This is a genomic window from Streptomyces sp. TRM68367 (genome assembly GCF_014495685.1).
Taxonomy (GTDB): domain Bacteria; phylum Actinomycetota; class Actinomycetes; order Streptomycetales; family Streptomycetaceae; genus Streptomyces.
On the sequence record NZ_JACTVI010000009.1, the window covers coordinates 64,859 to 77,882 of the forward strand.

The 13,024-nt window shown below is 71.4% G+C and carries 13 protein-coding genes and 1 pseudogene; 12 read left to right on the plus strand and 2 right to left on the minus strand.

Translation table 11 applies throughout. The annotated features are described in order from the left end of the window. The first annotated feature begins 31 nt into the window (after nucleotides 1-31). The 8 genes from H8R17_RS09395 to H8R17_RS09430 all read left to right on the plus strand — a co-directional run bounded on the left by H8R17_RS09395 (nucleotide 32) and on the right by H8R17_RS09430 (nucleotide 7,220). A complete protein-coding gene (locus H8R17_RS09395; RefSeq protein ID WP_187822687.1) occupies nucleotides 32-205 on the plus strand; it encodes a hypothetical protein in 174 nt (57 codons plus the stop codon). 137 nt (nucleotides 206-342) lie between these two features. Next, entirely contained in the window at nucleotides 343-1,359 is a 1,017-nt protein-coding gene (locus tag H8R17_RS09400) for a LacI family DNA-binding transcriptional regulator (protein WP_187822688.1), read from the plus strand. Beyond that, entirely contained in the window at nucleotides 1,356-2,876 is a 1,521-nt protein-coding gene (locus H8R17_RS09405) for a sugar ABC transporter ATP-binding protein (protein ID WP_187822689.1), read from the plus strand. The genes H8R17_RS09400 and H8R17_RS09405 overlap by 4 nt, the downstream gene beginning before the upstream one ends. Further along, nucleotides 2,866-4,818: a substrate-binding domain-containing protein gene (locus H8R17_RS09410; protein WP_187822690.1), complete on the plus strand. Its 1,953-nt coding sequence runs from the start codon at nucleotides 2,866-2,868 to the stop codon at nucleotides 4,816-4,818. The genes H8R17_RS09405 and H8R17_RS09410 overlap by 11 nt, the downstream gene beginning before the upstream one ends. Before the next feature lie 32 nt (nucleotides 4,819-4,850). Next, complete coding sequence (locus H8R17_RS09415; protein WP_187822691.1) at nucleotides 4,851-5,753, plus strand: ribokinase; 903 nt, start codon at nucleotides 4,851-4,853, stop codon at nucleotides 5,751-5,753. Continuing rightward, nucleotides 5,750-6,139 (plus strand): D-ribose pyranase, encoded by a 390-nt coding sequence (gene rbsD / locus H8R17_RS09420; RefSeq protein WP_187822692.1) that lies wholly within the window; start codon nucleotides 5,750-5,752, stop codon nucleotides 6,137-6,139. Before H8R17_RS09415 ends, rbsD begins: the two co-directional genes overlap by 4 nt. Nucleotides 6,140-6,611: 472 nt before the next feature. Further along, nucleotides 6,612-6,875 (plus strand): hypothetical protein, encoded by a 264-nt coding sequence (locus H8R17_RS09425; RefSeq protein WP_187822693.1) that lies wholly within the window; start codon nucleotides 6,612-6,614, stop codon nucleotides 6,873-6,875. Between the two features lie 66 nt (nucleotides 6,876-6,941). After that, nucleotides 6,942-7,220, plus strand: coding sequence for a hypothetical protein (locus tag H8R17_RS09430; RefSeq protein ID WP_187822694.1), 279 nt, complete (start codon nucleotides 6,942-6,944; stop codon nucleotides 7,218-7,220). A 274-nt stretch (nucleotides 7,221-7,494) separates the two neighbouring features. On the opposite strand, the gene H8R17_RS09435 is transcribed toward H8R17_RS09430, so the two are convergent. Next, entirely contained in the window at nucleotides 7,495-8,541 is a 1,047-nt protein-coding gene (locus H8R17_RS09435) for a LacI family DNA-binding transcriptional regulator (protein ID WP_187822695.1), read from the minus strand. A 344-nt stretch (nucleotides 8,542-8,885) separates the two neighbouring features. Here H8R17_RS09435 and H8R17_RS09440 point away from each other — a divergent pair, with 344 nt between their 5' ends. Genes H8R17_RS09440 through H8R17_RS09450 form a run of 3 tightly spaced genes read left to right on the plus strand, consistent with a single transcriptional unit; the run spans nucleotide 8,886 to nucleotide 12,018 of the window. Beyond that, the gene (locus H8R17_RS09440; protein ID WP_187822696.1) at nucleotides 8,886-10,037 is read left to right on the plus strand and encodes a Gfo/Idh/MocA family protein; all 1,152 of its coding nucleotides are present in this window, start codon (nucleotides 8,886-8,888) and stop codon (nucleotides 10,035-10,037) included. After that, nucleotides 10,034-11,185, plus strand: a complete 1,152-nt coding sequence (locus tag H8R17_RS09445; RefSeq protein WP_187822697.1) for a dihydrodipicolinate synthase family protein — start codon at nucleotides 10,034-10,036, stop codon at nucleotides 11,183-11,185. Before H8R17_RS09440 ends, H8R17_RS09445 begins: the two co-directional genes overlap by 4 nt. A gap of 35 nt (nucleotides 11,186-11,220) precedes the next feature. Beyond that, nucleotides 11,221-12,018, plus strand: coding sequence for a sugar phosphate isomerase/epimerase family protein (locus H8R17_RS09450; protein WP_223124843.1), 798 nt, complete (start codon nucleotides 11,221-11,223; stop codon nucleotides 12,016-12,018). A gap of 50 nt (nucleotides 12,019-12,068) precedes the next feature. Here the strand turns inward: H8R17_RS09450 and H8R17_RS09455 are convergent, their stop codons facing one another. Continuing rightward, the gene (locus H8R17_RS09455; protein WP_187822699.1) at nucleotides 12,069-12,644 is read right to left on the minus strand and encodes a hypothetical protein; all 576 of its coding nucleotides are present in this window, start codon (nucleotides 12,642-12,644) and stop codon (nucleotides 12,069-12,071) included. On the opposite strand from H8R17_RS09455, the pseudogene H8R17_RS09460 reads away from it, so the two are divergent. Beyond that, nucleotides 12,624-13,017, plus strand: a pseudogene (locus tag H8R17_RS09460) (dihydrofolate reductase family protein); the annotation flags it as partial. The gene H8R17_RS09455 and the pseudogene H8R17_RS09460 sit on opposite strands and share 21 nt — an antisense overlap. Nucleotides 13,018-13,024: the final 7 nt, after the last annotated feature.

Genomic DNA, 13,024 nt, shown 5'->3' on the forward strand with positions numbered 1-13,024 from the left:
TCGGAAAAACACCTCAGGAAAACGGCGAGGAATGATGTCACCCCAGGCCCAGAGTGTCGCCATGTGGATCGTGGCCCTGGCCGTCAACATCACGGCGGCCTGCGCCGGGATCGTGTGGGGCTGGGAGGCGTTCGTGCAGTTCCTCGTCCCGGCGTTCGGTTCGGCGGCGGGAGCGTCGCTGGTCAGCTACAGCCTGCGACGCTGAGGGCACCGCACCGGGCCACCGGGTGGGTCACGATCCGGTCAAGACGGGCCCACCGGGGTTGCCAGATCGGCGTGTAATCGATTCCAATCCTCGTTGTCCCAGATGTGTAATCGATTCCACGAGGAGGTGGAGCGTCGATGGCGGGCATCAAGGACGTCGCCGCCGAGGCAGGCGTCTCCGTCGCCACGGTGTCGCGCGTGCTGAACGGCCACCCGTCGGTCAGCACGGACGCACGCACGCGCGTGCTGGCCGCCGTGGAGACGCTGGGCTACCGCCCGAACGCCGTCGCCCGCTCCCTGCGTACCGACCAGACCCACACCCTCGGCCTGGTCATCAGCGACGTGATGAACCCCTACTTCACCGAACTGGCCCGCGCGGTCGAGGAGGAGGCCCGCGCCCTCGGCTACAGCGTCATCATCGGCAACGCCGACGAGCGGCCCGACCTCCAGGACCACCACGTACGGAACTTGCTGGACCGCCGCATCGACGGCCTGCTAGTCTCCCCCACCGACGGCGGCTCGCCGCTGATGCTGGACGCCGCGCGCGCGGGCACGCCGATGGTGTTCGTCGACCGGTGGATCCCGGGCGTGGACGTGCCGGTGATCCGGGCGGACGGGCGGGCGGCCGTACGGGATCTCGTGGCGCATCTGCACGGGCTCGGACACCGGCGGCTCGCCATCATCGCGGGGCCCGCGGCGACCACGACCGGCCGGGAGCGCGTGGAGGCCTTCCGGGAGGCGCTCGGCGCGTACGGCCTCGAACTCCCCGACGCCTACACAGGGCACGGCGACTTCCAGGCCGAGAGCGGCCGGCGGGTTACCGACGGCTTCCTCGACCTGCCCGAGCCGCCCGAGGTCGTGTTCGCGGCCGACAACCTGATGGCGCTCGGTGCGCTGGACGCCGTACGCGCGCGCGGGCTGCGCGTGCCGGACGACCTCGCGCTGGCCGCGTTCGACGACATCCCGTGGTTCGTGCACACCGATCCCCCGGTCACCGCCGTCGCCCAGCCGACGGGCGAGCTGGGCAGGGCCGCCGTACGAGCCCTGGTCGACCGCATCGAGGGGCGGCCCCCCGAGTCCCTCACCCTCACTGCCCGTCTCGTCGTACGCCGCTCGTGCGGCGAGTCCCCCTCCGTACAAAGGAGTACGTCGTGAGCAACGCGGACGAGTTGCTGCGCATCGAAGGCATCCGCAAGACCTTCCCCGGCGTGGTCGCGCTCGACGGCGTCGACTTCGACCTGCGCCGTGGCGAGGTGCACGTGCTGCTCGGCGAGAACGGCGCGGGCAAGAGCACGCTCATCAAGATGCTCTCCGGCGCCTACACGCCCGACGCCGGGCGGATCCTGGTCGGCGGCGAGGAGGTGCGCATCCATGGTGCGCAGGACTCCGAGCGCCTCGGGATCGCCACCATCTACCAGGAGTTCAACCTCGTTCCCGATCTGACGGTCGCCGAGAACATCTTCCTGGGGCGGCAGCCGCGCCGCTTCGGGATGATCGACCGGAAGAGGATGGAGGCGGACGCCGCCGTCCTGCTGGAGCGGGTCGGCGTGCATGTGTCCCCGCGCGCGCGTGTGCGGGAACTCGGCATCGCACGGCTCCAGATGGTCGAGATCGCCAAGGCCCTCAGCCTCGACACGCGCGTGCTGATCATGGACGAACCGACCGCCGTGCTGACCTCCGAGGAGGTCGACAGGCTCTTCGCCATCGTGCGCAGGCTGCGCGAGGACGGCGTCGGGATCGTCTTCATCACGCACCACCTGGAGGAGATCACCGCCCTGGGAGACCGGGTCACGGTCATCCGGGACGGAAAGAGCGTCGGACAGGTACCGGCGTCGACACCCGAGGACGAGCTCGTACGGCTCATGGTGGGCCGCTCGATCGAGCAGCAGTACCCGCGCGAACGCCCCGGCACCGGCGAGGCGTTGCTCAAGGTCGAGGGGCTGACCCGGGACGGCGTCTTCCACGACGTCGGCTTCGAGGTACACGCCGGCGAGGTCGTCGGCATCGCGGGGCTGGTCGGCGCCGGCCGTACGGAGGTCGTCCGGGCCGTGTTCGGGGCGGATCCGTACGACAGGGGAGCCGTGCAGGTCGCGGGCGCGCGGCTGCGCCGGCACGACGTGAACGCCGCCCTGCAGGCCGGGATCGGACTGGTCCCCGAGGACCGCAAGGGCCAGGGGCTGGTGCTGGACGCCTCCGTGGCGGAGAACCTCGGCCTGGTGACCCTGCGGTCGGCCACGCGCGCGGGGCTCGTCGACCTCAGGGGGCAGCGGGCGTCGGCCGCGCGGATCGCGGAGCAGCTCGGCGTGCGGATGGCGGGCCTCGGCCAGCACGTGCGCACCCTGTCCGGCGGCAACCAGCAGAAGGTCGTCATCGGCAAGTGGCTGCTCGCCGACACCAAGGTCCTCATCCTCGACGAGCCGACGCGCGGCATCGACGTCGGCGCCAAGGTCGAGATCTACCAGCTCATCAACGAACTCACGGCGCAGGGCGCCGCCGTCCTGATGATCTCCAGCGACCTGCCCGAGGTGCTCGGCATGAGCGACCGGGTGCTGGTGATGGCCCAGGGCCGGATCGCGGGCGAACTCGCCGCCGACGAGGCCACGCAGGACGCCGTCATGGCGCTCGCCGTCAGCAACCCCACTACGGATTTGGAGGCCCCCCGTGGCCACTGACACGCTCAAGAGCACCGCGGGCGCGGGTGGCGCCTCGGGCGGCCTGCGCCGCCTCCTGCTCGACAACGGCGCCCTCACCGCGCTGATCGTCCTCGTCATCGCCATGTCGGCACTGTCCGGCGACTTCCTGACGGCCGACAACCTGCTGAACGTCGGTGTCCAGGCCGCGGTGACCGCCATCCTCGCCTTCGGCGTCACCTTCGTGATCGTCTCGGCGGGCATCGACCTGTCGGTCGGCTCGGTCGCCGCCCTGTCGGCCACCGTCCTCGCCTGGAGCGCGACCTCGGACGGCGTCCCGGTCGTCATAGCCGTCCTCCTGGCGATCGCGACCGGCATCGCGTGCGGCCTGGTCAACGGCATCCTGATCTCGTACGGCAAACTGCCGCCGTTCATCGCGACGCTGGCCATGCTGTCGGTGGGCCGCGGCCTGTCGCTGGTGATCTCGCAGGGCTCCCCCATCGCCTTCCCCGACTCGGTCTCGCACCTGGGCGACACGCTCGGCGGCTGGCTGCCGGTGCCGGTGCTCGTGATGGTCGTCATGGGCCTGATCACGGCGTTCGTGCTCGGCCGGACGTACATCGGCCGCTCGATGTACGCCATCGGCGGCAACGAGGAAGCGGCCCGGCTGTCGGGTCTGCGCGTGAAGCGGCAGAAGCTCGTCATCTACGCGCTGTCCGGCCTGTTCGCAGCGGCGGCCGGCATCGTGCTGGCCTCGCGCCTGTCGTCGGCGCAGCCGCAGGCCGCGCAGGGCTACGAGCTGGACGCGATCGCCGCGGTCGTCATCGGCGGCGCCTCGCTGGCGGGTGGCACGGGCAAGGCGTCCGGGACGCTGATCGGCGCGCTGATCCTGGCGGTGCTGCGCAACGGCCTGAACCTGCTGTCGGTGTCGGCCTTCTGGCAGCAGGTCGTCATCGGCGTCGTGATCGCGCTGGCGGTGCTGCTGGACACGGTGCGGCGCAAGGCGGGGGCCACTCCCGTCGCCGCCGGTGCTTCCAGCGGTGGAAAGGGCAGGCAGGCGGCGACGTACCTCGTCGCGGCCGTGGTCGCGGCGGCGATCGTCGGGGCGATGTCCTTCCTGCACGGCGGTTCGTCGGCGGCGAAGACCCAGAAGGTCGGCCTGTCCCTGTCGACGCTCAACAACCCGTTCTTCGTGCAGATCCGGGCGGGCGCCGAGGCGGAGGCGAAGAAGCTGGGCGTGGACCTGACGGTCACGGACGCGCAGAACGACGCCTCGCAGCAGGCCAACCAGCTGCAGAACTTCACCAGCGAGGGCCTCGGCTCGATCATCGTCAACCCGGTGGACTCCGACGCGGCGGGCCCGTCGGTGCGGGCCGCGAACAAGGCGGACATCCCGGTCGTAGCCGTGGACCGTGGCGTCAACAAGGCCGACACGGCCGCGCTGGTCGCCTCCGACAACGTCGAGGGCGGCAAGCTCGGCGCCAAGGCGCTGGCGGAGAAGCTGGGCGGCCGGGGCACGATCGTGATCCTGCAGGGCCAGGCCGGTACGTCCGCCAGCCGGGAGCGCGGCGCGGGCTTCGCGGCCGGGCTGAAGGAGTACCCGGGCATCAAGGTCGTGGCCAGGCAGCCGGCGGACTTCGACCGCACCAAGGGCCTCGACGTGATGACGAACCTCCTCCAGGCCCACCCCGACGTCAACGGCGTCTTCGCCGAGAACGACGAGATGGCGCTCGGCGCGATCAAGGCGCTGGGCTCCAAGGCCGGGAAGTCGGTCCAGGTCGTCGGCTTCGACGGCACGCCGGACGGGCTGAAGGCGGTCGAGGCGGGCACGCTGTATGCGTCCGTCGCACAGCAGCCGAAGGAACTCGGCAGGATCGCGGTGGACAACGCGCTGCGGGCGGCCGAGGGAAAGAAGACCGACGAGATGGTCAAGGTGCCGGTGAAGGTGGTCACGAAGGAGAACGCGGCCGGTTTCGGCGGCTGACGCCCCAACTCACCCCCACAGGGAGACATTTCATGGACGACTACGACCTGCTGGTCGTAGGGTCGGCCAACGCCGACCTGGTGATCGGCGTCGAGCGCCGGCCGGGCGCCGGTGAGACCGTGCTCGGCTCCGACCTGGCCGTGCACCCGGGCGGCAAAGGCGCCAACCAGGCGGTCGCGGCCGCCCGGCTCGGGGCGCGTACGGTCCTGCTGGCGCGGGTCGGCGACGACTCGTACGGCAGGCTGCTGCTGGACTCGCAGCGCGCGGCCGGCGTCGACACGGTGGGCGTCCTGGTCGGCGGCGCACCGACCGGCGTCGCACTGATCACGGTGGACCCGTCCGGGGACAACAGCATCGTCGTCTCGCCGGGCGCGAACGGCCGGCTGACCCCGCAGGACGTGCGCGCGGCCGGGTGCCTCTTCCACGCCTCCCGGGTCGTCTCCACCCAGCTGGAGATCCCGCTGGAGACGGTCGAGGAGGTCGTACGGAACCTGGCCCCGGACAGCAGGTTCGTCCTGAACCCCTCCCCGCCGCGCCCGCTCCCGCCGGAGGTGCTCGCCGCCTGCGACCCGTTGATCGTCAACGAGCACGAGGCGAAGGTGATCCTGGGCGAGGCGGCGGTCGGGGACACCCCCGAGGACTGGGCCCGCATCCTGCTGGCCAAGGGCCCGGGCTCGGTGGTGGTGACCCTGGGCGCGGAAGGTGCCCTGGTCGCCTCTCCCGAGGGAGTCTCCCGCATCCCGTCCGGGAAGGTGGACGCCGTGGACACCACGGGCGCGGGCGACGCGTTCACCGCGGCGCTGGCGTTCCGCCTGGGAGCGGGCGAGTCGCTGGCGGAGGCGGCGGCGTACGCGGCGAGGGTGGGGGCGGTGACGGTCACGCGGAACGGCGCGCAGGATTCCTTCCCGACGGCCTCGGAGGTTCTGGGCTCGTGAAAAGGACCGGAATCCTCAACCGCCACCTCTCCGGCGCCCTGGCCGAACTGGGCCACGGTGACGGCGTCCTGGTGTGCGACGCGGGCATGCCCGTACCCGACGGTCCGCGCGTCGTCGACCTGGCCTTCCGGGCCGGGGTGCCGTCCTTCGCCGAGGTCCTGGACGGCCTGCTGACCGAGCTGGTCGTGGAGGGCGCGACGGCGGCGAGCGAGGTGCGTGAGGCCAATCCGGCGGCTGCTGGGCTGCTGGAGGGGTGCTTGCCCGACCTGGCCTTGGTCCCGCACGAACGCCTGAAGGAGCTGTCGGGGGGTGCGCGGCTCGTCGTACGGACGGGCGAGGCGCGGCCGTATGCGAATGTGCTGCTGCGGTGCGGGGTGTTCTTCTGAGCGGCTGAGGCTCTCCGGGCTCCGGAACGCCTTCGAGGGGGCCCGATCCGTCGATCGGGCCCCCTCGGCGTGTCCCTCCCCATCAGAACTCCCGCGGTCCCCCCAGGTCCCCCTCCCAGAAGTTCTGATGCCAAGTACGACCCGCGGGGTGGGGGAAGGGTTGCACGGCCCCTGGAGATTTCTTGCGCGATCTTTCCGAACCGCCGTGCTCCCTGGAATCACGCCTGGTCAGGGGGCCGCGGCACGATGGTCACCGCGCGGTAGTCGTACCCGTCCTGCTTGAAGCCCGGTGCTTCCCAGCCCTCCGCTGAAGGATCTGGCGAACGCTCCGCACGGCCGCTACGTCCTCACCGGCACGGTCCGTTTCGCCCACCGGGGCACCGAGTGGGCCGACCGCGTCGAGGCCAACAGGGCAGTGGCCTACCGCGTGGGCGCATCGTGCGACCGAGGCGACTCCGCTAGCCTCCGCCGTATGAAGAAACTACTGGTCGCAGCAGGTGTGGCAGGCGTTGCGCTCACCGCAGCCGGCGCCGCAGCGTACGGGCCGTGGAACCAGGACACCGGTGTCACGATCAACCATGAGCCCGAGAAAAGCCGCGCAGACTACATCAAACTCTGGCAGCAGGAGCTCGAGGAGGACGGCAAGGAACTACCGCCGAACGTCGACGAGATGAGCAAGCAGCAGATCATCCATGAGTGGACGAAAGAGTTCGCCAAGGACGCGGAGCCAGGCTGAGCGGCACATGAAGGCGGCCCCGCACGCCATGTGTGGGGCCGCCTTCATGGAGCTGCAGGTCAGCTGATGCTGTTGGCCGCGTCGATCGTGTTCCCAGCCATCGTGTCGTGCTCGGAAGAGAATGTCGGTGCGCTGGTGGCCCTCGCCTGGGTAGCCGGCGTCGTAGACGTCGCTGTGGTCGGTGACGTTCTCGGCGAAGGTGTAGCCGAAGGCACCCACGTTGTCCTGCAGCTTGCCGTAGGTGGGGTGATCGTTGAGGACCAGGGCTGCGTAGCGGAGTTGATCACGTCTCCGCTGTCGATCCAGTCGTCGTTGACGATCTTCGACTTGATCGTTTCCCCGTAGGGGCCGCTTCCGTCGCGGTAGCCCGGAATGAACGTCATGGTGTTCATGAAGCCGGCAGAGCCGCTGCCGTCACCCATGTGGACGCAGTGCCCGGCCGTCCACAACCTCCCGGGGCAGAACACCTAGGGCTGGTTGCCGGGCTGCGCGGAGTTGGCGGGCGCGGGCGCGTGCCTGCACGCAGGGTGGGTTCGGCGGCCTGCGGGTGGTGGGTGGATCTGGTCCGTCAGTCCGTTGTGTGCGGGGGCGGGCGTCCCGGGCGCCCCCAGCAGCAGCCTCACGCCCTCGGCACGCCAGTCGAGCCCCGTACCATCAGCTCCCCCCGCACCGTGGCGATCCCCCCGGGCGGCGGCTCCTCGCGCCCCATCGCGATGCGGCCGGCCCGCGCCCCCGCCTCCGCGAGGGGGAGGCGGACCGTCGTAAGCGAAGGCACCGCGTCGACGCTGAACGGGAGGTCGTCGAAGCCGGCGACCGAGACGTCCTCGGGGATGCGGAGGCCGGAGTCGCGGAGGGCGGCGCAGGCGCCCAGGGCGACGGAGTCGTTCGCCGCCACGACGGCGGTCAACGTCGGGTCGCGCCGCAGCAACTCCAGCGTGGCCTCGTAGCCGGACTGGCGGTCGTAGCGGCCGTGGACCGTCCAGGCGGGGTCCTCCGCGATGCCGTGGCCGGCGAGGGCGGCGCGGTGGCCCTCCAGGCGGTGGCGGGTGGTCGTACGTTCCTCGGGGCCCGCGATGTAGCCGAGGCGGTGGTGGCCGAGGCCGATGAGGTGCTCGGTGAGTTCGCGGCCGCCGCCGCGGTTGTCGAAGGTGAGGGCGATGGCCCCGGTCTCCGGTGCGGGCGGGCGCCCGCACAGCACCACGCGTGTGCCGGCGTCCTGGAGCTTGCGCAGCTTCGCGGCCACCGCCGTCTTGTGCGCCACGTCCTCGATGGCGCCGCCGGTCAGCACCACCGCCGCCGCCCGCTGCCGCTGGAGCAGGGTCAGGTAGGTCAGCTCGCGTTCCGGGGAGCCGCCCGTGTTGCAGACGACCGCGAGTCTCTCGCCGCCCGCCCGGCCGCCGGGGCCGCCGATCTCGGCCTGGATCGCGCTCGCCATGATCCCGAAGAAGGGGTCGGCGATGTCGTTGACCAGGATTCCGACCAGGTCCGACGTGGCGGCCGCAAGTGCGCTCGCGGGGCCGTTCAGGACGTAGTCGAGCTCGTCGACCGCCTTCAGCACCCGCTCACGGGTGGAGGCTGCCACCGGGTAGTTCCCGTTCAGCACGCGCGACACCGTCGCGGGGGAGACCTGCGCGCGGGCCGCCACGTCCGCCAGGGTCACCGTCATGTCCTCGTCCTCCGGTCGCCCATCTCGTCGTCCGCCCCCCTCATGGGACCCATCCTCGTCCGCACTCATATACACACAGGCCCATGGGCACGGTTCCACAGCCCCTTGGCCAGGGGTTCCTACCGCCCTTGGCCATGGTTTCGAGCAGACCTTACGGCCCCGACCCCCTTTCGTTCGCCCCCTCGAACAACTTGCCCCTGGCGCGGTCTTGTCCGGACCGCGGTTCAGAGGCTAGCTTCTCCTTGAATAGAAAGCGCTTGCTGTAACGGTCACCAGTAAAACCGACGACACCACGAGACGACGGCAGAGCCGGTTGCGCCGGTGGCGCCAATGAAGGGAATGACGTGACACGCAAGACGGTGCGTATCGCCATGAACGGCGTGACCGGGCGCATGGGCTATCGCCAGCACCTCGTCCGCTCCATCCTGGCCCTCCGCGAGCAGGGCGGCCTCGACCTCGGCGACGGCACCGTGCTGTGGCCGGAGCCGATCCTGGTCGGCCGCCGTGAGCACGCGCTCAGGGCACTGGCCGATCAGCACGGCCTGGAGCACGTCTCGACGGACCTGGACGCGGTCCTCGCCGACGAGACGGTGGACATCTACTTCGACGCCCAGGTGACCTCCGCCCGCGAGGAGGCGATCAAGAAGGCGATCGCGGCGGGCAAGCACATCTACACCGAGAAGCCGACGGCCACGGGGCTGGAGGGCGCCCTCGAGCTCGCCCGGCTCGCCGGCGAGGCGGGCATCAAGCACGGGGTCGTCCAGGACAAGCTCTTCCTGCCCGGCCTGCTCAAGCTCAAGCGGCTGATCGACGGGGGCTTCTTCGGCCGGATCCTGTCCGTGCGCGGCGAGTTCGGCTACTGGGTCTTCGAGGGCGACTGGCAGGCCGCCCAGCGCCCGTCGTGGAACTACCGCGCCGAGGACGGCGGCGGCATCGTCGTCGACATGTTCCCGCACTGGGAGTACGTCCTGCACGAGCTGTTCGGCCGCGTGAAGTCGGTGCAGGCCCTGACCGCCACCCACATCCCGCAGCGCTGGGACGAGAACGGCAAGCCGTACGACGCCACCGCCGACGACGCCGCGTACGGCGTCTTCGAGCTCGACGGCGGCGCCATCGCGCAGATCAACTCCTCCTGGGCGGTGCGCGTGAACCGGGACGAGCTGGTCGAGTTCCAGGTGGACGGCACCGAGGGCTCCGCGGTCGCGGGCCTGCGGAACTGCCGCGTCCAGCACCGCAGCGCCACCCCGAAGCCGGTCTGGAACCCGGACATCCCCGCCACCGAGGTCTTCCGTGACCAGTGGCAGGAGGTGCCGGACAACGCCGAGTTCGACAACGGCTTCAAGGCCCAGTGGGAGCTGTTCCTCAAGCACGTCTACGCCGACGCCTCCTACCACTGGGACCTGCTGGCCGGCGCCCGCGGCGTCCAGCTCGCCGAGCTGGGGCTGAGGTCCTCGGCCGAGGGCCGCCGTCTCGACGTACCGGAGATCACGCTGTGACCATTCGACTTCCCTCCGCAGAAGGCGGGTTGCGGACCTACGAGTCCCGCCAGGAGCCCCTCTCCCTCGCCGCGGGCGCCCCCTTCACCTCCCGTACGGTCTTTTCCGCGGCGCACGTCGTCGCCGATCCGTACGCGGACGTCACGCCCGACTCGCCCGCCGCCGTCGACTGGGACGCGACGCTCGCCTTCCGCCGCCATCTGTGGTCGCACGGGCTCGGGGTCGCCGAGGCCATGGACACCGCGCAGCGCGGGATGGGGCTGGACTGGGCTGGGGCGGCGGAGCTGATCCGGCGGTCCGCGGCCGAGGCGCGGAGCGTCGGCGGGCGGATCGCCTGCGGGGTCGGCACCGACCAGATCGCCGCCGGGTCGCTCGCCGAGGTGCGGGCGGCGTACGAGGAGCAGCTCGCCGTCGTCGAGCAGTCCGGCGCGCAGGCGATCCTGATGGCGTCCCGGGCGCTCGCGGCGGCCGCCTCCGGCCCCGAGGACTACCTGGAGATCTACGGCCATCTGCTGCGCCAGTCCGCCGAGCCGGTGGTCCTGCACTGGCTGGGCCCGATGTTCGACCCGGCGCTGGAGGGCTACTGGGGGTCGGCCGACCTGGACGCGGCGACCGACGTGTTCTTGGAGGTCATCGCCGCGCACCCCGACAAGGTGGACGGCATCAAGGTCTCCCTGCTGGACGCGCAGCGGGAGATCGACCTGAGGCGCAGGCTGCCGCAGGGCGTCCGCTGCTACACCGGCGACGACTTCAACTACCCCGAGCTGATCGCGGGCGACGAGAAGGGCTTCAGCCACGCGCTGCTGGGCATCTTCGACCCGCTGGGTCCGCTGGCGGCTCAGGCGGTGCGGGTCCTGGACACCGGCAACGTCGCCGGATTCCGCGAACTCCTCGACCCCACGGTCGAGTTGTCCCGTCACCTCTTCCAGACGCCGACGCGCTTCTACAAGACGGGCGTGGTCTTCCTCGCCTGGCTCGCGGGTCACCAGTCGCACTTCACGATGGTCGGCGGCCTGCAGTCGGCCCGCTCGCTCCCGCACTTCGCGCGGGCGTACGAACTCGCCGACGGCCTGGGCCTGTTCCCGGACCCGAAGCTCGCCGAGGAGCGCATGAAGACCCTGCTGTCGCTGTACGGGGTGGAGCAGTGAGCAATCCGGACCTCTCACGTTTCTCCATCAACCAGATGACGGTCAAGCAGCTGTCGATGCCGGAACTGGTCGACGCCTGCCGGGACTTGGGCATCGGCAACGTCGGCCTCTGGCGTGAACCGGTGCAGTCGTACGGCCTGGAGGCGACCGCCAAGCTGGTCCGCGACGCGGGCCTGACCGTGACGACCCTGTGCCGGGGCGGCTTCTTCACCGCGATCGACCCGGAGGAGCGGGCCGGCGCGCTGGCCGACAACCGCCGTGCGATCGACGAGGCGGCGGCGCTGGGCACCGACACGCTGGTCCTGGTCTCCGGCGGCCTGCCGGCGGGCTCGAAGGACCTGCACGGGGCGCGGGAGCGCATCGCGGACGCGCTGGCGGAGCTGGGGCCGTACGCCGAGTCGCACGGCGTACGGCTGGCGATCGAGCCCCTGCACCCGATGTACGCCTCCGACCGGTGCGTGGTCTCCACCCTCGGCCAGGCGCTGGACCTCGCCGAGCGCTTCCCGGCGCAGCAGGTCGGCGTGACCGTGGACACGTACCACATCTGGTGGGACGACCGGGCGCCCGAGCAGATCGCCCGGGCCGGCGCCGGCGACCGTATCCACACCTTCCAGCTCGCCGACTGGACAACACCGTTGCCCGAGGGCGTGCTCACCGGGCGCGGCCAGATCGGCGACGGCGCGATCGACATGCGGGAGTGGAAGGGCTACGTCGAGGCGGCCGGGTACACCGGCGCCATCGAGGTCGAGCTGTTCAACGACGGGTTGTGGGCGCGGGACGGGCGCGAGGTGCTGGCGCAGACGGCGGCACGTTTCGTCGAGCACGCCCTGTGACCACGTGGTTGGGGTGCCCCCGGCTTCGGCTCTCAGCCGGGGGCCGCTCATCAGCGTGACTGCTGGGCCAGGGAGTTCAGCAGGGCCGCGCCGCGCCCGGCGTCGTCGACGCTGACGGCGAACTCCCGGCCGCCGCGGGGACGGACGACCAGGAACTCGCCGCCGCGCACCATCACGGACTCGATGTCGGCGGCGGCCCGGCGCCGCCTCGGCCGGCCCAGCGGGCCGAGCCCCACTTCGAGCCCCACTTCGAGCCCCTGCTCACCGACCTGTGCCCGTACGGACGCGCAGCCGAGGCCCGCGAGTGAGGCGAGGGCGAGCGGCGCGGCGACCCATGCGGTCCGGCCGTCCAGCAGGCCCACCAGCCCCGCCAGGGCGACACCGATCGCCAGCAGGCCGACGGCGCCGGCGAGCGCGTGGAGCCAGGCGTTCGACGCGCGGGAGAGCCACACGAAACGCTCTCCCGTGGGGATCTCCATCGCCGGACCGGCCACCGCCGCCCCGCCGGCGACCGGCGTCCCACGGCCGGTCAGCCAGCAGATCGCCCCCACGACGGCCGCCAGCGCGAGGGCCACGAGGACCCAGGCCGTCGCCAGGTCCGCCGGGCCGGGGACCCTCCCCCGCAAGCGGGGGCACCCCCAGCCGACCGGATGAACTCGCTGAAGAAGTACGTCGTCACCAGCACGCTCACCGATGCCGAGCTGACCTGGAACAACACCACGCGCATCCCGGTGACGGGGCCGTCGCCCGGATCCCGAGCTGCGCGGCACCGAGGGCGGTGACCTGGCGATGATGGGCAGCCCCACCCTCGTCCGCACGCTGCTCAGCGAGGGCTTGGTCGACGAACTCCAGCTCGTCGTCATGCCGGTGATGCTCGGCGGCGGCAAGTCGGTCTTCCCGCGGGACGGGGGGAAGCGGCCGTTCGAGCTGGTGTCGGCGGTCTCGGCGAAGACCGGGGCGCAGGTGTGCGTGTACCGGCCGGCCGGCGAGGCGCAGTGAGCGGTGG